We start from the raw sequence: 25,205 nt of genomic DNA on the forward strand, positions 1-25,205 counted from the left end.
CTAACCCTGCTTTCTGTAATCTCCCGGCGTCATGCCGAACATTTCCCTGAACGTTCTGCTGAAGTAAGTCAGACTGTTGTAACCAACCTCTTCCGCTATCTCATACACTTTAAGCTGCGGGGATTCCAGCAACTGCTTGGCGCGGTTCATTCTTTCCTTTACGACAAAGTCGTTAAAGCTCATGCCGACCTGCTCCTTGAACAGCACGCCAAAATGATTGGGCGAATAGGCAAAACGGACTGCCGCATTTTTGATCGTAATCTCCCCGGATAGATGCGTCCTGACATAGCATTCAATTTCCGGAAGCAGCTTCCACGTCCGCTTTTGCTTTTTCATATACATAATTTCAGACAGCTCAAATGCAGTTCTTCGCAGCCATGATTTGATATCATCAATGGTCTCGAACCGCTCCACATCAGCAAACCCCCCGTCTTTCCAGTCTGTCAGACTGTTTATGGACTCTCCTGCCGTATTTAAATAGCCTTCCAGCCGGGAAATCACATGCGTGGAAAAATGATACACCTTCCCCGGCTCTGCATACCCTCTTACATTCTCGAACAGCTCCTCAATGACATCGCAGATCTGAACCAGCATGTAATCCGTAATCGCCGTGAATAACTGGTCCAAAATGGCGTTTACATCCTTCGTTTCCTTGACGACCAACTGTTGCGGTGCCCCAGGCGGGATGATTCTGTTTTTGCCGAGAAACATCTTGCAGGCAATCAATTCACGCGCTTCCCGGAAGGAATCCGGCAGGCAGGAGATAGGCTCGGCCAAATGTCCATAGGCAATCGTCACTGTATACGAGGATTTGCCGCGAATCTCGTCAAGGAGATGATTCAGCCCGTTCTCCAGTTGATCCGGCTCTCCGGTATAAATCATGCCGATCTGATTCGGAGACAACCGGCAAATCAGCCCGATTGCACGGTCTGCCGCGTAATCCTTGACCAGCGAAAATACATGCTCAAATGAATCCGCTTCCGTTACTTTGCCCTTTTTAGCTGTTCCGTCCACCTCAATAATAACCGCATGTGCTTTATGAAACGATATCTCGATCGGATACTTGCGCAGAAAAGCTGTCAGCGTGACATCATCAATCGTTCCCTCAAGCAGATGCAGAAGAAAATCATTGCGGATAAATTCAAAATCCTCCAGCGATGCATCGCCTTCCTCCTTGGGACGGGCATCCAGCCCTTCTACAACCGTTTGCAGAGTCGCAACAATCTCATCATCGTCCACAGGCTTCAATATGTACCCGTCAGCCTTCAATTTTAATGCCTGCTTGGCATATTCAAAGTCCTGATAACCGCTGATAAAGACGGTTTTCAGTCCCGGGTGCAACTGCAATGACAACTGAGCCAGCTCCAGACCGGACATTACCGGCATCTTGATATCCGAGATCAGAATATCAATCTTGTGATTGCGAATATAGTCAACAACCGCCAGCGGCTTGTTTGTGCTAAAGACAATATCAATGCCCAGCGATTCCCAGGGAATCAGCCGTTGCAGGCCCATCAAGTCAAAGTCCTCATCATCTACCAGCACTGCTTTGTACATTTGCAAGCCTGCCTCCTTCTTAAAAAGAATACATGTAGAGGATACACCTAAGTATATCCTCTACATGAATGATTTGTATATTATTTAACACCCATAATTTTCAGGTTTTCCTGCCAAACACCCGTTTTCCAATCCAATACTTTCTGATAGCCCAGCTTTTCAGCTTCGGCCTTGGACTCCGCAATGACTTTTCTTACTTCATCATCGCTTTTCGCAAAGACCAGCTTGGAGACCACTTGCTTGTAATGCTCTCTCAAACGCTGCAGGCTGATGCCCTCAGGCGTATTTGGCAGTGGATCAAGGTTGGAGAATTCAGTCATATTTTTCGATGTCTTGAAGGAAACCGTTGTCTGTGAAATCGTCGTCCAATCCTGCGATTCCGCCGGAAGATGCTTTTCGCGCTCACCTTTGATCGTATCAATGTAGCTCGTATTGCCGTACCAGTTGAAATCGCCGATTTTCAGCTCATCGTACTCCTTCTGATTGCGGTTGATATATGCATCATTTGGAATCGGTACACCATTTTCAACTTTGTCATAAAACATGCCTTCCGGACCAAAGAAGAATACACGCTGGCCTTCCTCGCTAATGGCCCAGTTGAAGAAGGAGAAGATCGCTTCCGGATCTTTCGCATTTTTCGTAATGACGTTTACGTTCCAGCCCAGTGTATTGTAGCCGCCAGGATATACTTTGTTCTTGTCTACCCCATCTTTATGGAACGGCCAAATGACCTGATAGCCAGACTCCGGATCTTTGGAGATGAGGTAGTTGTTTGCCTCACGTCCGATATTTTCAACCACAGAATCGTAAGCGCCGAATACGGCAATTTTACCATTTTTCAGCTTTTCCATAATTTGATCACGTGTTTGCGTAAAGGCATCCTGGGAAGTCAGCCCTTGACGGAAAATGCGGCTGGCAAAAATCGCTGTATCTTCAAATGCCGGGTCGTCATATACCGGAATCAGCTTATCGCCGCTTGGAACTCCGAATACGCTGCCGCTGCCTGCGGAGATCAGAGCTGGCGTACGGTCATCTGCCGCACCGCTGTAAAGCAAGCCGAACATTTGGGATTCACCGTCACGAATTTCACCGAAATCGAGCGGCACCACATCTTTATACTTTTCTTTGACCTGCTTCAGATAGGCTTCCAGATCGGACCAGGTTTCCAGAGCTGGCGATCCAAGCTCCTTGTGAATTTTGCGGTTGACGAGATATGCCGCATTACCGTTCCCGTTCTCGCCGCTAATGAACCAGTTTGGAACCTGATACAGCTTGCCGTCCTTGCTGCGCAGCATGTTCAGTGTCTCCTCACCGATTGTCTGAACGAATTCAGGATACTTCTCCAGGTAAGGGTCCAGTTCAACAAGCTGTCCTGCATTTACGAGGCGGTCAACGTCTTTGCCGCGATCCAGAACAAGCGCATCCGGCAAGCTCTTGGAGACAATCATCGAGTTCAGCTTCGTTGCAGCAGCGCCATTGGATTGGACCGGCTCGACAGTTACGCCGAGGTTATCTGTAATCCATTTGCCCTGCGGACGCTCCAGCCAGCTAAGTGCTGTAAACCAGTCATAGTTTACATATTGTGTAAATGTAACCGGCTTCACTTTTCCTTTTGGTGTATTATCGGTTGTCTCCGACCCTTTTTCCTCCGGTTGATTCGTGGAGGATGGTGTATTCGCTGGTGTATTTGCCGGTTTGTTTGGTGTTCCTCCATTGCCGCCGGAGCATGCTGTCAGCATCATCGTTAACGCAATCATCATGACTAGCATTCCCCGGAAAGACAGACCCTGAAATGTTTTTTTTCTGTTCATTTCATTTCTCCTCTCATACATACTCTGATCAAATTTATGTTATCAGCCGGCCGCTTGCACGGCCGGCGCCATAACCCGTGCAACTACTCTTTCAGGGAACCGATCAGTACCCCTTTGACAAAATACTTTTGCAGAAACGGATAAATCAGCAGAATCGGAAGCGTCGCCACCATCATAGTCGCCATTTGGAGCGCTTTTACCGTAACGGTACTGGCAACCATGCTTTGGGCATACGTATTAAGATTGGACATTAGCGTCGCCGTTGTGCCTGCATTGATAATTTGTACCAACAACGTTTGTAGCGGAATCAGATTCTGATTGTTAATGAATACCGCCGGTGTAAACCAGTCGTTCCACAGAAATACCGCCGAGAACAGCGACAATGTAGCGAAGACCGGCCCGGATACAGGCAGAACAATTCTAAAGAACACCCCGAAGTTTGAACAGCCGTCAATTTTGGCCGATTCCTCCAGCCCGTCCGGAAGTCCCATGAAGAAGGTCCGGAAAATAATCATATTATAAACGCTCACCATGCCGTGAACCAGCAGGAAGGTGAAGGTATCATACAGGCCGATTACATAGACCAGAATGAAATACGGAATCAATCCGCCGTTGAAAAACATTGTAAATACAGCAGCTACCATGTAAAACTTTTTGAACAAAATGTCCTTCTTCGACATGGCGTATGCGAACAGCGAGGTAAAGAACATCGCCAGCAGCGTGCCCAGCAGCGTCCGCATAATGGTTACAAAATAGGCTTGGAAAATCTGGCTCTCTTTAAATACGATTGCATAGTTTTCCAAGGTGAATTTTCGCGGCCAAAAGGTTACGCCGCCAAGTGTTGTATCGGAGCCCACATTAAAGGATAACACGAGCGAGTTCCAAAACGGATAAAAAGTAACAAAAGCCAGCAAAGTTAACAGAACATATATAATACCTCTAAGGACTTTATCGCCCGCAGACAGTTTCACTTCTCTCTCACCTCCAAAGCAGTTGCTTCTACCATAAGCTTGTTTTGCCCAGTCTTCTGGCTATCGTATTTGCCGCAAGCAGCAGCACGACACTCAGGATCGATTTGAACAACCCGGCAGCAGAAGCATAGGAATAACGCTGGTTCAGAATCCCCATCTGGTATACATAGGTGTCGATAACATTCGCTACCGGGAGCACCACACCGTTATTCAAATTTTTCGTCAATACGAGAATGTCTTCATAACCCGCATTAAGCGTATTTCCGATCGCCAGGATCAGGAAAATGATCATGATCGGAGCAATACTCGGAAGTGTAATCAGGAAAATCTGTTTAAACCGGCTTGCGCCATCCAGGGAAGCGGATTCATAGAGTGCCGGATCAATACCGACAATTGCCGCCAGATAAACGATAGAGCCGAATCCGATTTCCTTCCAGACATTCATGGAGACGACGATACCCCAGAAATAAGAAGGTGTCGACATCCAGTTAATCGGTTCATCAATAATATTTAATGCCATTAACAGGCTGTTCACGGCACCATTGTCGACAGCAAGCATGGAGAATACCATACCGGAGATGACAACCCATGACATAAAGTGTGGAACATAGGTTACCGTTTGCACAATTCGTTTGAATAATCCTCCAACTTCATTGAGCATCAGGGCCAGAATAATTGGCGCCGGAAACCCGATAAGCAGCTTTAGCAGACTAATTGCGAATGTATTGCGGATAACTTCCCAGAACTCCGGAGCATCAATAAATGCCTTGAACTGATCCAGCCCAACCCAGGGGCTGTCCCAGAATCCCGTAAACAGATCATACTCCTGAAATGCAATTAATACTCCCCACATTGGACCGTAGCTGAAGATCAGCAGAAAAATAAATGCCGGTAAAATCATCACCTGAAATTCCCACTGTCTGGCGAATCTCACCCATACGGACTCCTGCTTCAGCTTGTTCTGCGGCTTCTTGGGCGCCTTGACGCCTGCTCCCGCAGTTACTTCATTCTTCATCCCATCACCAACTTCATGTACTTTGTATTTGTGTTTTTATCTTAAAACAGATAGAAACTGTAAACCAGAACACTGTTTAACGAATGATGTAACAAATCAACGATTTTAGAGCGAAGGCTGCGAAATGAAGAAAAGAGAAGCAAAAAGAGTTGGGACTGCACAAGTGCAGAACCAACTCTTTTTGTAAATTGTTTTATTAATATTTAATTTATACATAAAATAAACTGTCAAAAATAATTAAATGAATGCTGATTTGAAAAATGAACATACTTTAAAACTTAGAAATCGGGATAAAAACCTACATTATTCCGAAAACTCTGTAGGCCACGGGCACGTCACCGATACCGGATTCAGTGAATGCTCAGATTCCCCCGGACAACCCGCAAAGGCAGTGACATGCTCGACTCCCAGCTTGACCGCTAAACGAACCGTATCCTGAAAGGTGTCATGATGAGCCATGGCTATATCCGCATTGGGATGAAGCGGATTTCCATGGCAGCTTAATTCGCTGAAACATGGACTACAATATAACCTCATTCCTAATATGCCGGACCCAATGAGCTCCAGCGCCTGGCGGGCGGGTTGCAACATGCTTACACAGGAATTACTCCCTTGGCAGCTTCAAACCCGCAGCTGCTGCGCACGATAAATTTGGTAGGCACAACGACCTGTACGGGCTCTTCTCTCCCTCTAATTTGGTCCAGAACCAGCTTGACTGCCATTCTTCCCATTAATTCTGCCTGGATATGGAACGTTGTCAGAGGCGGACTCATAAATTGAGAGATTTCAATATCGTTAAAACCTATTATCGCCACATCCTCCGGAGCCTGGATTCCTGCTTCCTTGAGAGCATGAAGAGCGCCAATCGCAAGCTGGTCACTAGCTATAAAAAATGCGGTTGGCAGATCGCCACGGTCAATGGCTTCATTCATAAGGCGATTTCCTTCAGAAGACCACCATCCGCCGATATACATATAATCAGTATTGAACAAACCTTTCTCCTTCATAATGCGCTCGTAAAAATGCTGACGAGGGTCCTTGCCATAGGCACGAGGGCCGCCGATATATCCAATTTTTGTATGCCCCATCCCGATCAAATGATTAAGCGCCTGCTGCGTCACCCGCTCGAAATCGATGACGACTGAATCAAAGCTTTCAATGTCAGGGGACGAATCAACAAAGACCACATTCTTCATCTGCTTGACAGGCTGGTCATTGAAATTATACGATCTGTCAATGAATATCAATCCGTCGACATCGCCAAAGTTCATATCCGGCGTCTCAAAGAGGGATTTCCTGAAAATTTCTGTCGATTTAACGCCCGCAGCTGCACATTCCTTCTGTATTCCCTGCCTGATTGACATAAAATAGCGGTCCATTTCCTCCTGATCCTCTGTCAAGAACATGACTGTGCCGATCTTGATTTTGGATAAATCCTTTTGTTTATTTCCCTTACGGTTCCGTGGTGTCTGGTAATCCAATTCATCAGCTATGGATAAAATGCGCTGTCTCGTCTCATCTGTTACGGATAATGTATGATCATCATTCAATACTCTGGACACTGTCACATTAGAGACACCTGCCAGCTTTGCAATATCTCGAATTGTTGCCATGCTCTTTCACCTAATTTCACAATATATTCATATCTGCCTGTAAAGTAACAGGGCCAAAGATAGAGCTTTCATTCCAAGGCCTGACATTGATGCTGAAAATTTGATGATTATTCAATTATTTCAGTAAACATGGTTGTTTTTCAGCATTTACATCATAGCAAAACTCAATTGATTTGACAACCATAATTTACATTTTTATACTTAAACTTTACATTATCGACGAAGATCGACCGATTTCAATGGATACAGATATCGTCCAATTTCAAGTAAACATGATTCCTAATGAATTAACAATAATTTTTCACTGAAAAATATATATTTTCAACTGAATATTTTGAGCGAATTAGAATGTCAATTCTCCCCTTTCCCTTTTAAGCCGCCAAACCTTTAATCGGATTCCCTGCTGTCCGGCCGATAATTCCTGTACGTTCCCCCACCGATCACGGTTCATCGTTGAGAGGCGTTTGCTCCAATTCGCTTTTACTTTTCCAATCCAGTATAATGGCTCTGTAAGCCTATTATTCTATTATTTAACAAGTGTAAGGAGAGTGTCTTCATGACAGAACAAAACCGGTTAGTTGAACGCAAAGAGATCAAACTCGTAGGATTTTCCGTAACCGTTTCTTTAAATGAGGATTTAGAAAACGGTGTCATAGAAGGGTTACGGGGTGAGTTTTTACATAAGCGGCATGATATAGCTAATCAGCTTGAACATAATGGCATCTATCTGATTCAGGTATATCCTGAATGCGAGTGGACACCGGATATCCCGTTTCAAAGCATTGTAGCTGCAGAAGTAAGCGAGTTTGCTGCTGTTCCGGAAGGAATGGTAGAGCATACACTTCCAGCCGGCAGCTATGCGAGATTTACCCATTATGGACCTGAATCAGAAATTGGTGACACCTATAATTACATCCGGGAAACAGACATTGCCAGTACCCGGGCATTTGATTTTGAACACTGGACGAATGTAGAGACGATTGGTCAAGAGAAAAACGCCATTGACATTTATTTGCCTTTGGACACTTAGTAGAATTCAAAGTCAATCATGAATAGCTTGCGTTTGACAGCACACAACATTACTTCACGCAGACCTGGAGGCCCGCTATCAGAATTATATACTCCTGTATGTTTAAAAAGGTTCTGGAGACTACTTCTCCAGAACCTTCAGTTTATACGGCTGAGAAGATGAATACGTGTTTCATTTTAAAATGTAATTTTGTACAGCTTCGACTCCCGCCCCTTTAATTCCAGCTTCAGCTTGCCGTCTTCCGGCTGTACGGTTTTATTTGTCCATAGATCGGTAATCTTGTAGCTGCCTGTAATGCCGGCACGGGCCAAGTCTACGTTCTTGCCTGCCGCATCCTTGCTGAAATTGAACACAGCAAGATAATGCGTACCGTCATCCTCCATAACAAAGGTGTCAGAGGATTCAGCTCCTGTATTCCCCTCTACAGTCCGGAAAGCCTTGCCTTTCATCGCCAGCTCGTTAATACGCGGATTCGTGTACAACTGCTTCATTAACTTCTGGTTTTCGGGCTTGGTGACATCATCTGAGCTCAGATATACCGTTCCGGAAATTACCGCTGCATTGACCCTCGTCTGAGATCCTTCGAATGTCTCTCCCTTTTCCAGTGTCATATAATCCGGGTCTGTATAATGGTAGATCGTGCCGTTCTGCCACCATCCGTAAGTGAGATTATTTAACTGGTACTCGGTCGAACCGATCGAGCCGTCAATATCACAGGAGATCCGCCGCGCATGCGCATACTGGCTTGGGAACAATGGCGCTATTGAGGTGTTCACGAACATGGTGCCTTCCAGCTTTTCGATCAGATACGCCATTCCCTGGTTGTAAGCCTGAATGCCGGTTTTTACGCTCTTGTCGTAATGTTCACCTTCCATCGCAGCATGCGTCAGGAAGTCCAGCTTGAGGAACTCATAGCCGGTACGTTTGAAGCGCTCAATATCAAAATCCATCTTCATTTTCGTACCCGGGTGGGTCGGGTCCAGCGCGTAGCCCATCATATGAGGCACAATTTTACCGTCCTTATCCTTTAGAACGATGTCCCCATACGTATATTTGCCGTCTGTTCCCTCAACCTTCTCAATCATATTTTTGCCCCAATAAACGAAAGGTGTATGATAGGAGCCTGGTATCTGCTTGTTTTTGCGAATTTTGTCTACCATATCGATTCGCTGCTCCTCGGTCAGATTATCCCAGAAGGAGTCCATGTTAATGTAGACATTTCCCTTGTTGTTAAAGGAAGCATTCTGAATATGATCGTGGAAGAAATCGGATACCGCAACCATCTTTTCATAGGACAGATGCTCGGCATAGGCGCCCCAGCTATTCCAGCCGACCGGAACTCCTTCCGGAATGTTTGGTCCTAAGCTGAGCGGTGGTGCCACAACAGCATTGGCCCGTCCGTAAGCCTCCATCCCATCGCGGTAGTCACCGTAAAAGCCGACGAAGATTTGCGGAGACTTGAGCGTCGTACCTGAAATGGCGCCGTGCTCGATCCGATCGTACGTTACATTGCGGGAGGTGAACCCTCCGTATACTTTCAGCTCATTCAGACGATTATCCGAGCCGCTCCAGTAAATGCCTGTCTTCCAAGTATCATGAGTAATCGATCCGACGACCAGCCCATTGCGGCTGGCATTGTCAAAGATGGCCGACACTTCGGAACCGACATACTTGTCATTATTCAAGCTGGTATTGATCGTCTTGGATACATGCCTCGACCAGGCGTCATTATCGAACGGCACAATAAGCACGCGGTTGTCCTCATACTGGCCCAGATCAACCCCGCCTCCGGTGCTGAGAACTACAGGAGCCATATAATTGGTGCTCAGCTCTTCGCTGCCGCTGACCTCCTGCTCTGTCACGAAGTAATCCAGACCTTCATAAATATAATAGATTTGGTCAAATGCAGGCAGACCTGTCCTCTCATTGCGGACAGCCAGCTTGATGCCCTTCCCGTGCCCATCCTGTACCGGAGCAATCTCATTCGCCAGCAATTGACGCTTGTCAAATTCATAATTATGCACGATCTGGTCTCCCAGCTTCACACTGCTGTAGACACCCTTGGCAATCATGTTGCCGTTCCATGAATATGCGGCCAATCCAGTCTCTGTGTTATACAGAATCTGATAGGTGCCGCTGTCAATCGTGAAGCCCTTCGCATGCTGCGACACCCGGATCGCGCCATACTCTGAGGATGAAGTTTGGTCGCCGATCGTTGCCGAGCCGCCCCAGGCTGTGGCCGGATTTTGCGATTCATTCGCCGAAGGCGCCTTGCGCAGTATAATTTTGTCAAGATTCGGGGAATACCAGTCGCCGTCGGAAAACAACAGCGTATTTTTGCCCGCTGCCAGTTCAACAGCGAACTCATAGGTTCCGACCGACTCCCAGTCGTTTTTGCCGACTTCCGGCAAATCATATTTTTCCGCTTCGCCAGTTCCGTTAGCCTGAACAAAGAACGATCGCGGATCACCCGAGATATAATAGACCGTCACAATATATTGCCCGGCCTCAGGAATCTCGACATCATTGAATTGCACCGAACTGCCTTCGAAAAGACCGCCAACCTGCTTCCCGTCTGAGCAAGGGGCGCAGTCAGCAACTTCCGTGTGCGGACCTTTCAGCGTGTTGCGGGGATCATTTGCTTGAAATACATATTCCACTGCCGCTTCTTCCACTTGCGGCTCCCCTTCCTCTGCCTGATTCGTATTGGCTACAGCAGGATCTGCCAAATCTTCTCCTTGCGGGGAAGATACCTTGTAAATAATGACTGATATTCCGACAATAAGGACAAGAGCAGCAATGAGAATAGCCGTCCTTCTTGTTTTCAATTGCATCACCGTTCCTTTCGGTAAATGAACTTTCGAGCAAGGCTGCCGTGTGAAATGTTCTTCCGATCGCTGTTGTTCCATGACTGCAACCAAATTCCAATCCAAAAGACCGCCGCTGTTCCGGAAGAAACAGCGGCGCTTCGCTTGCAAATATAAAATTGTTCGGTCTGCTAACTATTAACCGACGACACCGCTCCGTTCCATGCTCTCAACAAAGTGGCGCTGTACGAACAGATACATAATGATCAATGGCAAAATCGCCATCAGTACAGCGGTATTTTGAATCATGGACAGATACAGCGGATCAGGCTTCGAGGATGCTCCCGGCGTATCCAGGAAGAATAGAATTTGTGCCCCGGCTGTAGACAGCATGGACGACATGACCTTCGCATCGTTCAAAATCATGCTGGTGAAGAAAGAGTCATTCCACTGCCATACGAAAGAGAACAACATGACTGTAACGACGGAAGGAATGGCATTCGGCAAAATAATGCGGATGAACGTACCGAAAGTTCCGGACCCGTCGACGAGTGCAGCCTCCTCCATCTCCTTGGGAATACCTCTGAAAAACTGCCGGAAAATATAGACAAACAATCCCGTTTTCAATCCCATGCCAAGCATCGAAGAAATGATGAACGGCCAATAGGAGTTGATCAGATTCGACGGCTGCCCCTGGATAAGAGAGATCAGGCCGAGGACATCAAAGTTTTTATACTGCAAGTATGTCGGGATCATAATCGTCTGTGGCGGCACGAGAATTGTAAAGATCACGCACCCGAACAACAGGCCGCTGCCGCGGAATTTAATTCGTGAAAAGCCGTATCCTGCAAGAACGCAGGAGAAGGTCTGCAGCAGCATCACCAGTCCGGACAGCAGTACAGTATTCAGCAAAATCTTCGGATAATTGAGCGCCTTGCTGACAAGGGCGAAATTATCCAGCGTAAAATGCTTCGGAATCCACACAACCGTCGCGTCATACATATCGATCGGGTCCTTGACCGCAATCATAACCTTGATCAGGATCGGGTAAAGAATAATAAATGAAATCCCGCAAATCAAAACCGACCGGACGAAAATCCATAGCCATGACTTCAGCTTGTTTGCCCAAAAGCTTCCTTTGGCCATCCGCTGTCCCAGCTGGCTCATGACTCCCTGCTGCGTTTGTGCCGTTTCTGTTTTCATGCTGCTCCTCCTTGCCGGTTAATCATAATAGAATACTTTTCTCGAAATCAGCACTGCGACAAGCCACAAGAAGATGGAGATGATTATAAAGTAAATCCATGCCATCGATGCGCTCAGGCCGAACTGAAAATTTTTGAAAGCCGTGTCCCGGATTTGACGGGTCGTCGGGCTGGTCAGCAAATTGTCAATGATGGAGTAAAGAACGTTGGTCAGAATCAGCGGGCTGATCATCGGGAACGTAATTTTCCAGAAGGACTCATAAGCCGTTGCCCCTTCAATCTTCGATGCTTCATAAAGAGAGCCTGAAATGGACTGCAGCCCCGCTACGAAAATCAAAATTTGCACACCGGAAGCCGTAACGATCTGGTAAATCCGGTTGACCGCTCCCACCAGGTATTCAACAATATAATGGTTCACACCGGACTGGTAGAGCAGTTTGGCAAGCTGCAGATTTTGGAACATTGCGAATTCGCCGCTCGTCGATGAGCTCGCATTCTTGATTACGCTCTGCATATAGTCTCCGCTTTCGATAGAAGCGATGATGCCGGATGCCAGAATAACCGGGAGGAAGAAGATCGCTCTGGCGAGCCCCCTCCCCTTAAACTTCTGATTCAACAGCACCGCTGCAAACAAGCTGAATATTACGATCAAAGGTACGTTAATGACCATGTTAAGCAAAGATTCGGTCAAGGTTCTGACATAGTGCTCATTCTGAAACAGGGCGTTTTTGTAATTTGACCAGCCCGCATTGTAAATTGAAAAGCCGGTTTCATCCACCTTCAAGGTGCTGAAGCTGTAGCGCAATGAGTTAATCAGTGGAATGAGGAACAGGAAAATAAACCCCGCAAACCACGGCAGGATAAACCATACGCCTTTATATTTTTGCTTCTGATGCAGCGTCAGCCCGAATTTGGGTAGCTTCAATTGCGCTCGCCTCCAATAAGGTATCCCATCGCTTCGACGGCATCTCCTTCTACGTTGATTGCATAGTCGTTGTAATTGACGACCACAGTTGTTCCATTCTCAAAAGTGGTTTGGTACACGCCCTTCTCCAGCATCCGGTGATCCCGGATCGTCTGGCTCCGGACCTTGCGCAGCACTTCATCCACTTCGTTGTATGCGGCAGTCGCTTCTTGAATCCAATTTTTGTACTGCGCCGAGTACAAATAATCGAATTCCGTCTCTTTCACAGAGGAAGACTTGGCATAGAACCATTTGAAATTCAGATTTGATCCGGTCTCCAGCGCCTTCAGCATTTGCGGCCGGATTTCCTGGTCATCTGACATATTCATTGCGGTTCCCGCATAGTCCACATAACCGTGAAGTGCAATTTGATAGAACGGCACGCTCTGGTCGGTAATATTGTAGCCGCTGCTGGAGAACGGGGCATTGATGACGCTGTCCGCATAGGGCAGCCCGTATGCATTGCCGCCGGAGATCATCAGCTTCGCATCGGTATTCAGGCCTGCCAATTGCTCCTGAATAATCTGCTTCGTATGTTCTCTGGTTACGACATGCTTTGTATTAAAATCAGAGTTTAATTCTTCTCCCATATCATTCAGAGACAGTGCAGAAACATTCAGCTTCTTGTAGTCTGCTTTGAAGCCCTCTACTACTCCGGGCAGCTTCAGCGGTGACAATACGTAGCCCGGATCAAGCCATACCTGTTTATAATAGCCGGCCAAGTCATACGGATAATAGCTGGCGAGTGCTCCGGTAATCGTACGTGAAGCTTCCTTTTTCGGGCTGAATCCCCATGTTTCCCGCAGCACTCTCGTAAACGAGGCGTCCGGATACACGTCCACACCATTGCTTTTTCCATACTCCACCAGTTGATTCAGGCCCTTCTTGCCTCCCAGCTTGCTGTCAACCGAGACAGATGACGGGATGGAGTGCGTTACGCCTCCATTGAACCAGCCCGTATAGCGAAGCTTGATATTTCCCATCCCGCTGCCTTTCAGCTCCTCCAAAATTTCCTGGGCCTGACCAAAAGTCGTCAGCGGCTCGTAAGCATCATAAGGTATGCCAAGGAAAAACTTCCTCTTCGGAACACCGCCGATTAATTCCAGGAAGAACGGGGTTTGATCCTTTTGCTCCAACTTCTCAAGCTTATGCTTATCTGTCAGATACGAACGGTAGAAGGAGGCCATCCCTGAATAACTGGCTTGCTCTCCTTGAAGGAAAGCGTACCGGACCGTCAGATTTCCATGATAGGACTCACTCTGGAATTTCGGGACGGTCTGCGTTGTCCAGTTGCCGGATAGCGTCAGCGGTTCAAACACATTGACCGCATAGCTGCTGTATACCACATTGTACGAATTTGTCCGGCCGCTAACATCAGCCTCCACCCGTCCGATTCCGTCACCATTCTCAATGATGCCTACAAGCGCCTTATCTCCCTTTTTCATACCGAAGACCGGCAAGCGTGCCGGATAGCCGCTCATCGGCTTGAAGCGGTTATAGCGGGTCTGATCTATGCCATACAGCGATTCATTATAAGGGGAAGCTTCCAGCTTGCCGTTATTTAGCCGGATCAATGAGCCCGATCCGTCCGGAACGAACATATAACCCTCTTCGCGCGTTCCCGCAGCGCCAAAGTACGGAAGTACCGAAAGCGTCTGCAAATAAAAGCCCTTCGCATCAATCTCTTCCGTTGAAACGTTGACAACGAACTGATCGCCATCCAGCCGGTACGTCACCGGAAGCACGAACAATGCCTGGCTTGCTCCTTCTCCGTCTGCGAAGGCTTCGCGGTCGATGTTCATTTCTTCCTCGGTGTAGCCAACCTCTTCGAATACTTTAAGTGTCCGGGTCAACGCCATCCCGTTCAGTGCCTGATCGCGGCGTTCATAAGCTTGTTTGGCTTCATTGAGCTTGAAGCGCTTCAGCATATCGCTCTTGACCTTCTCATCCTTGATTTTGTCCAGAATGAGCGTCTGAAACCGTTCCTCGCCGATTAGCGGCGGAACCTGCTCCACGCCACGAAGCTTTTCACCAACGGTATACGTGATTTTAAGACCGTCCTTCAGCTTCTCATATTCAAATTGCTCGTACTGGACACTCTGATTAAAGTTGTTATACTGCTGCGGCTTGCCGGAGCTGTCGGAGAAGGACAGCATCAGTTGGCTGGACAGCATGGATTTATTATAGCCTGATGCCTTCGGGTCCTCCTCGCGGTCCTGCGGATTGGAGTACCATACTGAGCCGTCCTTCTTGTTCTTCACGGCAATCTCTGTAGTTTTCCGATCGAAATACAAGGCAAGCGATTCATTCTCGGCGGCCAGATCCATCTTAATGTCTTCTGCTGCCGCCGTCTGCTGCTGTTCCGTTACCGAAGTTGTGCCTGCGCTCCCATTCGCCGCCTCTGCTGGCGGCTCGGCAGGCAGCCCGGCATTTGTTTCCGCAACTGCTTCGGTTGAAGTTTCCCCGTTCGTGCCGGGATCAGCCGCTACATGATAGATGCCGCCTGCGCCGGCCAGCATCGTGATGATAAGTGCACCGATTAAAGTCGTTTTCCATTTGCTGTTCACCGGTATTCTGCCTCCTTTCCTAGATGCGCAATGAAATCTCGGTATAGATTGCAAGCACGAAGCCCAGCATTTCCTGCAGCAGACTGAAAAACAGCAGCCCCAGGAACATAATGATCCCCATGACGAATAAAGTCAGGAGCATCGTCATGATCGTCTTAAGAACGGTATACTGGTGTACGGTCATCGTGCCGATAAACAGCAGCCATACAAACCAGAGAATTGACAGTATATCAAACAAATAATAAAATGCGGCTTCGCGAACGGTAATGACATTGCTGATCAGCGTATTGCCGAAACGCATCAGCACCAGAGGCAATAGCGCATAGCCGGTTGCCATTACAATTTCCTTGAATTTGCCTTCTCCGTCCATCAGTGTTGTCAACGACCAGTTCGCTACACACCATAAGAAAAACGGCAGTACAATATATTGCAGTTCGTTAATGCTGTTCAAATCATAAGGAAAGTTGAAATTGACAACAAAACCGGCATACTGGCGCAAAACGATTGTTGCAATAGCCAATAGCAGCAGGATCGCAAGCGACACCCGAAGCCTGCCCTTATTCTCATATTTCAAATCCCAAAAACCCTGGAACGGGTGAAGCAGCACATAAAACGGATATTTAGTCATCTCACGTAACATTCGCCTTCACCTTTCCTGTCGACCGTCTTTTTGCATAGCGCAAGCCCCACAGTACTGCAATCAGGACAATAAGCCCTGTCATGCCGACCCCAAAATATTCCCGTACCATTTCCTTGCGGTATTTGCCAAAGGCTTTGGAGTAATACACTCTGTCATAGCCTAGGTGGAGATTTTCCATTGCCAGCTTGTTCTCCCCTTGCCGCAACATCGCTTTGCCGATACCGACATAGGCGATTTCGTTATTGGCGTCCAGGGTGAGCAGCTCTCTCCACTTGCTTTCCGCCTCCGTATATTGACCTGAGATCAGCATTTCGTTCGCTTGATTGATCAAAGCGCCATAGCGGGTTGGCTTGAAAATCGTTATACGGTTCGTCGCCTGATCGAGAACGAAGAACTCGTCCCCCCGGCTCTCCAATGCTACCGGGGTTTTAAATGTCCCGACCTGTTCTCCCATCCGGCCAAAGATGTACATCAGATTGCCGTCTTCATTATACGTAAAGATCCGGCCTTTTCTGGAGTCCAATGCACTATATATCCCGTTGTCCCCCACTTTGATGTCGATAAGCAGGGAACTGGCGTCCGGATTACTTGAGTAACTGTCCCCCATTGGCGGAATGTAGCCTTCGCGGCGCAGCACATCTACACCTGTCGGATTAAGCCGCTTGATTGGCTCCTCTGAGCTGATTTCTGCGGTAGTTGTATAGAGAAAGCCCTCCTGATCAAGGTCCAGGTTATTGAATTCCAGCGGGATGAACTGCGCCAGCTTGCTGCGCTGCTCCTTGGTCGACAGTTGCTTCCAGATATAATCCACGAAATTAAAGGAAACTTTGTTGGTTCCCATAAATCCGGTGAAATTTCCGTCCGAATCCATCTCCATAATGCCGTCGAACACCCCGCGGCCGATAACATAGATACGTCCTGCTCTGTCTACCGCGACTTTTCTCGGGAAGTACTCAAAGCCTGCACGGATTACATCCGCCTTTGGAGCGCCAATTTCTCTGACAAATGTTCCGTCACCCTCCAGCTCGACAACTCTGCTGTTGTCGGTATCGGCCACGTAGATCCGGCCGTGATCCGTTACGAAAATTCCTTGCGGATTGGCAAATCGCTCCTGCTTGGCTCCGTTCTTGAATTCACGAATTTGCCTTACGGCCTTCCAATCTTTATCAAAGACGACAATGCGTCCGTTGCCGGCATCCAGCACATAGACCTGCCCGTCAGCTCCTACAAACATATCTGTCGGACTATTCAGCTTGCCAACGCCTTGCTCCGCGCCGTCAATGACTTTTTCCGGCAGGTAAGCATTCGGGGTGCTGGCTGTTGTTCCCCAATAATAATATGAATACCCGTCATAGGGCGCCGCCTGAAGCGGGGATGCAAACAAACTGAATGCAGCGAGCAGTAGAGCTGCTTTGCACATTGACTTGATGAGCTTCAATTGATTCCCTCCTGCCCTATTCCTTAATACCGGAAGATGCCATCGTCTGGATGATCTGGCTCTGGGTAATGATGAACATCACGACCGGAACAGTCATGAGCAGCAAGGCTACTGCCGCTGCTACGCCTGCACGGGCGATACCGCCTTGTATGATTTGCCCCATGGCATAGTGCATCGTCTTCAGCTCCTCGCTGTAGATGAAGCTGCCGCCGTCCGTTGCCCACAGCATCTGGAACAGCAAAATAATTAATGTGAACCATGCCGGCTTAACAAGCGGCATCACAACGGTCCAAAAAATCCGGTATTCATTGGCGCCGTCAATTTTTGCCGCTTCAATTAATGCCATCGGAATCTGCTCAATAAATTGCTTCATTAGATACAGACCGAGCGGAAAAGCAAAGGCCGGAATAATAATGGCCCAATACGTGTCAATCCAGCCCAGAAAGGACATCGTCATATAGTTTGGAATTGCGGTTACCTGTGTAGAGAACATCAGGGACAAGACTACAATTGAAAACAATGTCTTGGAGCCGCGGAAGTTATACTTAGCCAGCGGATACGCTGCAGCCGAAGCCAAAATGACGTGCCCGACCGTACCCGCAAATGTAATGAAGACTGTATTAAAAATATAACGGGAAAACGGCACCCATGATTTTGCCATCAAATGGAACAAGTCCGGGAAATTGTTGAGCGTCGGGTTCCGAACGAAAATTTTCGGCGGGAACAGGAACAACTCATCCAGCGGTTTGAACGCATTATTAATCGCGTAAATCAAAGGTATAGCCATAAAAGCCCCGAACAGACCCAGCAAGAGAAAGAGCAAAAAGTCCACTTGCCAGGAACGGTTGATTCTTTTTTCGCCGCCTAATCTAAATGCAAGTTTCACGGTTTTAGTCCCCCACCTTCCTGAGCAGCTTCTGAATAATCAAGTTGGAACCCAGCATCATGATGAACAAGACAGTGGCAATCGCAGATGCATAGCCCATCTCGAAGCGGATCGTACCGTAGTCGATCAGGTGAGTGACAACTGTATGCGCCGAGTATTGCACACTCGGAAAGCCTGCCAAGTTCATGGCGACATCAGCCACGGCAAACGATGCCGTAATCTGGATGACAGCCCCGAACATCAACTGTGGGCGCATCGATGGCAGCGTAATGTACCAAAGTTCCTGCCAGCGGTTGCGAATGCCGTCTACCGCACCAGCTTCGAACAGTGTCTTGTCAACGGTCTGCAAACCGGCGATGAAGGCCAGGAAGCTTGTGCCGAGACTAAGCCACAGTTGAACAATAATAATGATCATGAGCGTATATTTCGGGTTTTGGAACCATAGGATAGGTTCGTTGATAAATCCGGTTCTCATCAGGAAACCGTTGACGATCCCGTACGCATCGCCAGAGAACATAATTTGCCAAATAAAGTATATATTCCCTGAAATCGACGGTGCATAAAAAATCAGTGTCATAAACGCGCGCACCTTAGGCCGCAGCTCATTAATGAGCCAGGCGAAGACGAAGCACGCAATATAACTGATTGGACCCGTAATGACAGCAAAGATCAGCGTATTCTTGAGCGCGATCAGGAAAATATCATCGTCCAGGAACAAACGCGAGTAGTTCGCCCAGCCAGCCCAACGCGGAAATTCCAGCATGTTAAAGTAGGTCAGACTAATCAGAATGGAGATCGCGACCGGCAATACCGTAAAAATAAAGAACAGTAACATGTAAGGAGCGATCAACACATAGAGGTGCTTATCGCGCTTGAGATCCATCATGATGTTCTTCCATTTACCCGTTTTTGGCGGTACAGCTGTCTGATGCGAAGTTCCCTTCGCTTTTGCGGGTAATGCATCTGATTGCTGCAATTCAGTCACCTCTAACTCTATTTCAGATTAATTTCTTTTTGCTTGAAATCAATTTCACGATTGATTTCTTCCACATAGTCGAACAGGGCATCTCTAGGATGGGTGCCGTTGTTGATCACTTCCCGGAATGCATTGTCCAGGTTACGTCCGGTATAGTAACCGCCCGGCACTTCCGGAATTCCCTTCACCCAATGCCATTGCTGCTCCAGATTCTGATAATCCAGCGTAGGCCATGGCAGCTCCTTCAAGGCTTCAATATTTGCCGTCGGGTAGCGTGCAGCAGCTCCCATGAGCCCCTCCATCTCACGCCCGAAACGGACCTGTGTTTCTCTACTCGTCCACCACTTCATGAATTCCCACGCAGCTTCCTTATCCTTGGCCTGGTCCATCATAATGACCGAGGTTCCTCCACTGGAAACGTCGCGCCGGATCGAACCGTCATTCTGTTCGATGCCCGGAACAGTCGTAAAGCCCCATAATCCACGAATTTCCGGTGCCGAGACGGATAGCGTATTATAGAAGGTATAATCCGTAATGGCCATTGGAATTTCACCTGTTCTGAAGCGGGTGGTCAAATCAAATTGAAGCGGAAACTTGTAATTGACAAAGAAATCCGTCCATTTTTTGAATGCCTGCATGGATACCTCGGAATTGAGGCTGCTTTCCTCTCCGCTATTCTTATAGAAGGAACCGTCCTGCTGATAAAGCATCATCGCGAATGCCTTGCTCGGCTCCAGCGTCGATACGCCGGAAGTTTCAGCAATCGGAAGCGCAAAATCCATATGATGCTTCTTCAATACCGGAACAACCTCGTAGATGTCGTCCCATGTTTGCGGAACTTTCAGTCCCAATTCCTCAACAATATCTTTGCGGTAAAACAGCATCGGGAACACTTGCTGCTCAGGCAGAGCGAATACAGAACCCTGAAATCTGTAAGGTGTTACCGCACTGTCGCGGAAACGCGATGCAACTTCTTCATAGTCGCTGAATTGGGTCAAGTCTACAATCGCCTTCCGCATCCCATAGTTGACGGGAATATCATTGGAAATCTGCATCGCGACATCCGGCCCCTGTCCGGATAAAGTAGCCGGCATCAGAACCGTAGGATTGACCAGTTTCAGGTTTACGCTAATGCCTGTCTGCTGTGAAAAGGTATCATCAGCCATCGCTTTGAGTACCTGCGCCTGGTCACGACCTGTTCCGACCCATACCGTAACCGAACGTTCATCCTCACTTGTATTGCCGATGCTGTTGTAATCGACAAAGAAGGAGCTCAGCAGCGTGCTGATTTCATGCTTGATTTTGCTGCCAAAGGACGCCTTCGCTTTCGGCATTGCCTGATCCGGCGATGCCAGGACAAGATAGTCGATTTCCAAAGGCTGCTCTCTTACCTGCAAAATCCATGTACCTAAACCACCGACATTAATTTTAAATGATTCGACCCGATTTTGGAGCGTCTCCGGCCGGGCCGCCAAATCCTGCAGTTGGTAAGCCATTTTGGTCAAAATAGCGACCTGGTCGCTTTTTTCACCTGTTATGGCGACTAATTGATCAGACACCTTATACAGAATTTCGCTTTGTCTCTGGAATACCTCCGTCATTTCAGGGATTTTCTGCTCCAGATTGTAATCTCTGAATGGATCAGGAACGCCGCCTGTAATCATCAAAATCTTGCGATAAATCGCATTCAATTCCAGAATACTCGATTGAACCTGGCGGATAAGCGGAGCGACTGAGCCCAGGCTGACTTCCAGCTTCAGCTCATGCGTTCCTTTCGTCAGATAGAACAGATACGGTTGATCTTCGTCACCGATCGTTTTCATCTGCCAGTCACTCGAATAATTAAACGGAATTTCCCGCAATTCCCGGAATGGAATCTCATTATCTATCCACAGCGTTCTGGTCGAATAGACACCACGTAAAAATTCCTGCCTGCTTTTTAGACCAATTTTATATAGTCCATCCTGCGGGACATCGACTTTCCAAGTAATCGTGTCTCCAGGCATTCTCCAGTTGTGCCCGCCAATGGTATTAATGCGAATTTGGGAAACAGACTGCGGTTCAGTATTCGGGTTGGAACGGTCTGTAATCGGGTACAAGGTAGGCGATGATTTGTATACAGCAGCCTCGCCTTGAACTTTGATCATGTGACCGCTTGTTTCTTGCAATCCCTGGGTCTGATAGTTTTGCTCGATCTCCTTGTATGTAGGAAGCTCATGTATTTGACTGATTTCAATTGTGTCAATGACAACCGGTTCTTTCAAAGAAACAAGAGTTACAGTATGCTTTCCTGCTGAAAAATAAAAGGAATACGGCTCTTCATAATAACCTTCGGAATCCCGGAACGGCAGCTCCTGCCATCCGAAAACCTCGATCTGGCGGGGACGGATGTCGTTCCCACGGTTATCCTGCTCAATCTGATCCTTCTCATTCATCCATATTCGCGGAAAAATGAAGCTTCTTGCTCCTGCGAATGGCAATTCGCCGTCGATCTGAAGCATCCGTTCAATAGATGACGCCTTCCCTTCAACGGTATAATAGCGAATCGACATGTTATAGAGGCCGGCTTCCGGAATGTTGACATCCCATCCGATCGACCCGGTATCACCGGTTTCTACAAAATTGCCTTGACGGCTTCCGGCTTCACTTAATTTTCTGGGCTCCATGCCTTCCGAATAAGCATAAGAACCGCCTTCAATGACAATTTTTTTATCCGGCCTGGCTGCATTCTCGTGCTTTCGCAAATAACTGTCATAGTTGTCTCCCTGGATGATTTCGACTTGGGACGTATCATCAGTCGGGTTCTTTTGTGCATTGCCGTAAACGGATTTTGTCCAGCCGCTTTCCGAGGGAATGACAACCGAGCACAGGAGCACGACTACAACTGCAACACGCAACACCTTAGGCATTTTCACTACGATCCCCTGCCCTGTTGAAAAATTTAATCTGCACATTATCCCGCAATGTATTTCTGCGGGGAAAGCAAATCCCTATCGGACTTGGCTGACAGGGATTTGCTCCGACTATTGCAGCTTGCTGTTACTCTGCTTTCAGCACCTTGTCTACATTCGATTGCATCGTTGGCATGATTTTGGCTACGCCGGAAGCTGGTGTTACTTTTGCAGCGCCAATATCGTTTACCAGCTGCCACATTGGATCTTCCAGATCCAGACCGCCGTAACGGGCGAATTTGATAATGTTAATGGTATCCAATGCGTTGTTTACAGAAGACTCATCAGAGAACCAGGCTTCGACTGTCGTGCGGTTATTTTCTTCGATATGATCGAAGTCATTCAGATCTTCCCAGATTTTATAAACAACTTTTGCGTCTTTAACGCCTCTTGGAATGACATTGATATGCATTTGCGGTTGACCCATGATGAATTTATCTGCTTTTGGCCCTTTAGGGAATGGCACGAAAGCGTATTCATCTTCCATCTGGTTTTGCATCCGGTTGCCTACTTCCCACAGACCGCCCGGGTACATCGCAACTTTGCCTTCTCTGAAGAATCTCGCCGGATCTTCCCATGAGTTACCTTCATCGCGTTTCACGATTTTGTACTCATTAAACAGCTTATTCATCATTTCCAGGCCTTCCATTGCATTTGGGGAATCCAGTGCAACTTTCTGTGTATCCTCGTCATAAATGACGCCACCGTTCGAATAAATCAAATTAGCCGCGATTGAGAAAGTAGAACCTGTCAGACCCCATTGGTCAATTTTTCCGCTTCCGCTTTTGCTCAGTGTCAGCTTCTTCGCTGCATCCACGAATGCATCCCAATCCCATTTGCCTTGCTCTTGCAATTCGGTTGGTGTTGGCATTCCTGCATCCTGGAAGATACGCTTGTTATAGAAAAGTCCAGTATTATCAAACAACGGAACACCTGGAAGGAATCCATAAGTTTTCCCTGTACCGTAGCTTCCGGATTCAATCATCAGATCGGAGAGCTTGGTTTCTTCCTTCACGTTCATGACATCATCAAGCGCTGTGAAGTATCCGCCCTTCAGCAGGCTGAGAACAAACACGTGCGGGATCAGTACCAGATCGGCATAAGGCTCGCCTGCCATAACAGTCGAGGACAGCTTTTCAGCCGTTTCCCACATATCCTGGGCTACGTATTTGATTTTCACGTTATATTTCTTCTCAACCTCTGCCTGGAGTGCCAACGCTTTTTCGCCCTCAGGCGTCTCCGGGTTTGGCGAACCGTCCCACCAGGCGGAAATTTTAATCTCTCTGCCACCCAGATCGTATTTCTCTTCTTCTACAACCGGCTGTTGTTCTTCCTGTTTATTTGTGTTGTTGTTTTTGTTCGCCGGCTCGGAAGGCGTTGGCGCATTGCCGCTGCTGCATGCCGTCAGAGAGAACATCAAAGCGAAAACAAGCGAAAACATTGCAAGCGGTTTCATTTTCTTCATTTTTTTACGCACCTCTCGTTTGTTAAATAGTTGCTTTGACCCTTATTTTTCATTTATTAGGTTGACAGCGCTATCATTTCATAAATGAAAGGCTATCTAAAATTGCCGCCAATATTCCCCTTGCTTTATGGCATCTGGCGACCTCCCCGAATTTCACCTGTCTACACAGGACTCACCTCCTTTAATGAAGCAATTTGCGACCCGCAGCTGCTGCGGACCATTAGCTTGGCAGGCACCGTCACCTGAACCGGAATATCCCGCCCGTTCATTTGATCAACTAGCAGCTTCACTGCCATTCTTCCCATCATCTCAGCCTGAATACGGATTGTTGTTAATGGCGGGCTCATAAATTGGGAGATTTCGATATCATTGAAACCGACAATTGCAACATCCTCAGGAACCCGTATTCCTGCTTCCTTCAGCGCATGTATAGCTCCAATCGCAAGTGGATCACTGGCAACAAAGAAGGCTGTTGGCAAATTCCCCTTGGCTATCGCTTCATTCATTAACCGGTTGCCCTCAGGCGTCCCCCATTCACCAATATACACATGCTCGGCATTGTACAGTTCCTTTTCCTTCATCAGCCGCTCGTAATAGTATTCGCGCAAATCTTTGCCATACGTGCGGAAGCCGCCGATATAACCGATTTTCGTATGTCCGAGACTGAACAAATGATCCAGCGCCAGTTTGGTAACGCGTTCAAAATCGATGACAACGGAATCGAAGCTCTCAACATCGGGTGAAGAGTCGATAAATACGACATTTTTAACCTGCTTCGCATGCTCCACGGTAAAGTCGAACGATCTGTCAATAAATATCAGGCCGTCTACATCGCCGAACGTCATCTCCGGGTTACTGTGCAGGGACTTTCTTATAATATTCGTAGAACTGATCCCCAGCGCCATGCATTCTTTCTCAATGCCGTGGCGAATGGACAGAAAGTAATTATCCATTTCTTCCTGATGTTCGGTCAGGAACATCACCGTACCAATCTTGAGGTTCGATAAATCTTTCTCACCTTTGGCCTTGCGGTTGCGGGGAGTCTTATAATCCAATTCCTCTGCTATGGAAATTATGCGCTGCCGTGTTTCGTCAGAAACGGAAAGCGTGCTGTCCCGGTTCAATACCCTGGAAACGGTCACACTGGATACCCCCGCCAATTTAGCGATGTCACGAATCGTTGCCATGCTGTTCACCCTGTCTGTATATGAGATAAATACGCATCTATTTTAAGTTATTTCACGGGCTTTGACAAAACCGCGGCACTTGTCTGCACACGGATAAAACGTCAGGTGAAATTTGTTCAGTGATA

The 25,205-nt window shown here is 47.6% G+C and carries 18 protein-coding genes; 1 reads left to right on the plus strand and 17 read right to left on the minus strand.

Going from position 1 to position 25,205, the window contains the following annotated elements; translation table 11 throughout:
- From H583_RS0124295 to H583_RS0124315, 6 genes are all read right to left on the minus strand, one after another.
- On the minus strand, positions 1-1,557 hold the full coding sequence (locus H583_RS0124295) for a helix-turn-helix domain-containing protein (RefSeq protein ID WP_028562755.1): 1,557 nt from the start codon (positions 1,555-1,557) through the stop codon (positions 1-3).
- Positions 1,558-1,637: 80 nt separating this feature from the next.
- Positions 1,638-3,368: an extracellular solute-binding protein gene (locus tag H583_RS0124300; protein ID WP_028562756.1), complete on the minus strand. Its 1,731-nt coding sequence runs from the start codon at positions 3,366-3,368 to the stop codon at positions 1,638-1,640.
- A gap of 83 nt (positions 3,369-3,451) precedes the next feature.
- Positions 3,452-4,339, minus strand: a complete 888-nt coding sequence (locus H583_RS0124305; protein ID WP_028562757.1) for a carbohydrate ABC transporter permease — start codon at positions 4,337-4,339, stop codon at positions 3,452-3,454.
- 28 nt (positions 4,340-4,367) lie between these two features.
- The gene (locus H583_RS0124310) at positions 4,368-5,354 is read right to left on the minus strand and encodes an ABC transporter permease (protein ID WP_028562758.1); all 987 of its coding nucleotides are present in this window, start codon (positions 5,352-5,354) and stop codon (positions 4,368-4,370) included.
- A gap of 303 nt (positions 5,355-5,657) precedes the next feature.
- Positions 5,658-5,813, minus strand: a complete 156-nt coding sequence (locus tag H583_RS36295; RefSeq protein WP_169456514.1) for a hypothetical protein — start codon at positions 5,811-5,813, stop codon at positions 5,658-5,660.
- A 134-nt stretch (positions 5,814-5,947) separates the two neighbouring features.
- Complete coding sequence (locus tag H583_RS0124315) at positions 5,948-6,967, minus strand: LacI family DNA-binding transcriptional regulator (protein ID WP_028562759.1); 1,020 nt, start codon at positions 6,965-6,967, stop codon at positions 5,948-5,950.
- Between the two features lie 556 nt (positions 6,968-7,523).
- Between H583_RS0124315 and H583_RS0124320 the strand changes: the two genes are divergently transcribed.
- Positions 7,524-7,997 (plus strand): GyrI-like domain-containing protein, encoded by a 474-nt coding sequence (locus tag H583_RS0124320; RefSeq protein WP_028562760.1) that lies wholly within the window; start codon positions 7,524-7,526, stop codon positions 7,995-7,997.
- A 176-nt stretch (positions 7,998-8,173) separates the two neighbouring features.
- Here the strand turns inward: H583_RS0124320 and H583_RS34125 are convergent, their stop codons facing one another.
- The 11 genes from H583_RS34125 to H583_RS0124375 all read right to left on the minus strand — a co-directional run bounded on the left by H583_RS34125 (position 8,174) and on the right by H583_RS0124375 (position 25,080).
- Positions 8,174-10,825 carry a carbohydrate-binding protein gene (locus tag H583_RS34125; protein ID WP_161631215.1) on the minus strand — a complete coding sequence of 884 codons (2,652 nt, stop codon included), beginning with the start codon at positions 10,823-10,825 and terminating at the stop codon, positions 8,174-8,176.
- Positions 10,826-11,002: 177 nt separating this feature from the next.
- Positions 11,003-12,007 carry a carbohydrate ABC transporter permease gene (locus H583_RS0124330; protein WP_081667522.1) on the minus strand — a complete coding sequence of 335 codons (1,005 nt, stop codon included), beginning with the start codon at positions 12,005-12,007 and terminating at the stop codon, positions 11,003-11,005.
- Positions 12,008-12,025: 18 nt separating this feature from the next.
- Positions 12,026-12,931: a carbohydrate ABC transporter permease gene (locus H583_RS0124335; RefSeq protein WP_028562762.1), complete on the minus strand. Its 906-nt coding sequence runs from the start codon at positions 12,929-12,931 to the stop codon at positions 12,026-12,028.
- Positions 12,928-15,537 carry a DUF5696 domain-containing protein gene (locus H583_RS34130; protein ID WP_051236934.1) on the minus strand — a complete coding sequence of 870 codons (2,610 nt, stop codon included), beginning with the start codon at positions 15,535-15,537 and terminating at the stop codon, positions 12,928-12,930. The genes H583_RS0124335 and H583_RS34130 overlap by 4 nt, the downstream gene beginning before the upstream one ends.
- 19 nt (positions 15,538-15,556) lie before the next feature.
- Entirely contained in the window at positions 15,557-16,177 is a 621-nt protein-coding gene (locus tag H583_RS0124345) for a Yip1 family protein (RefSeq protein ID WP_028562763.1), read from the minus strand.
- Complete coding sequence (locus H583_RS0124350; protein WP_051236936.1) at positions 16,167-17,615, minus strand: NHL repeat-containing protein; 1,449 nt, start codon at positions 17,613-17,615, stop codon at positions 16,167-16,169. Before H583_RS0124350 ends, H583_RS0124345 begins: the two co-directional genes overlap by 11 nt.
- Before the next feature lie 16 nt (positions 17,616-17,631).
- Complete coding sequence (locus H583_RS0124355) at positions 17,632-18,501, minus strand: carbohydrate ABC transporter permease (protein WP_028562765.1); 870 nt, start codon at positions 18,499-18,501, stop codon at positions 17,632-17,634.
- Positions 18,502-18,505: 4 nt separating this feature from the next.
- Positions 18,506-19,387: a carbohydrate ABC transporter permease gene (locus H583_RS0124360; RefSeq protein WP_081667577.1), complete on the minus strand. Its 882-nt coding sequence runs from the start codon at positions 19,385-19,387 to the stop codon at positions 18,506-18,508.
- Positions 19,388-19,494: 107 nt separating this feature from the next.
- Entirely contained in the window at positions 19,495-22,386 is a 2,892-nt protein-coding gene (locus H583_RS0124365) for an extracellular solute-binding protein (protein ID WP_028562767.1), read from the minus strand.
- A 130-nt stretch (positions 22,387-22,516) separates the two neighbouring features.
- Positions 22,517-23,893: an extracellular solute-binding protein gene (locus H583_RS0124370; RefSeq protein WP_028562768.1), complete on the minus strand. Its 1,377-nt coding sequence runs from the start codon at positions 23,891-23,893 to the stop codon at positions 22,517-22,519.
- A 161-nt stretch (positions 23,894-24,054) separates the two neighbouring features.
- Positions 24,055-25,080 carry a LacI family DNA-binding transcriptional regulator gene (locus H583_RS0124375; RefSeq protein WP_028562769.1) on the minus strand — a complete coding sequence of 342 codons (1,026 nt, stop codon included), beginning with the start codon at positions 25,078-25,080 and terminating at the stop codon, positions 24,055-24,057.
- Between the last annotated feature and the right edge of the window lie 125 nt (positions 25,081-25,205).

The organism is Paenibacillus pinihumi DSM 23905 = JCM 16419 (genome assembly GCF_000422505.1).
GTDB lineage: Bacteria > Bacillota > Bacilli > Paenibacillales > Paenibacillaceae > Paenibacillus_D > Paenibacillus_D pinihumi.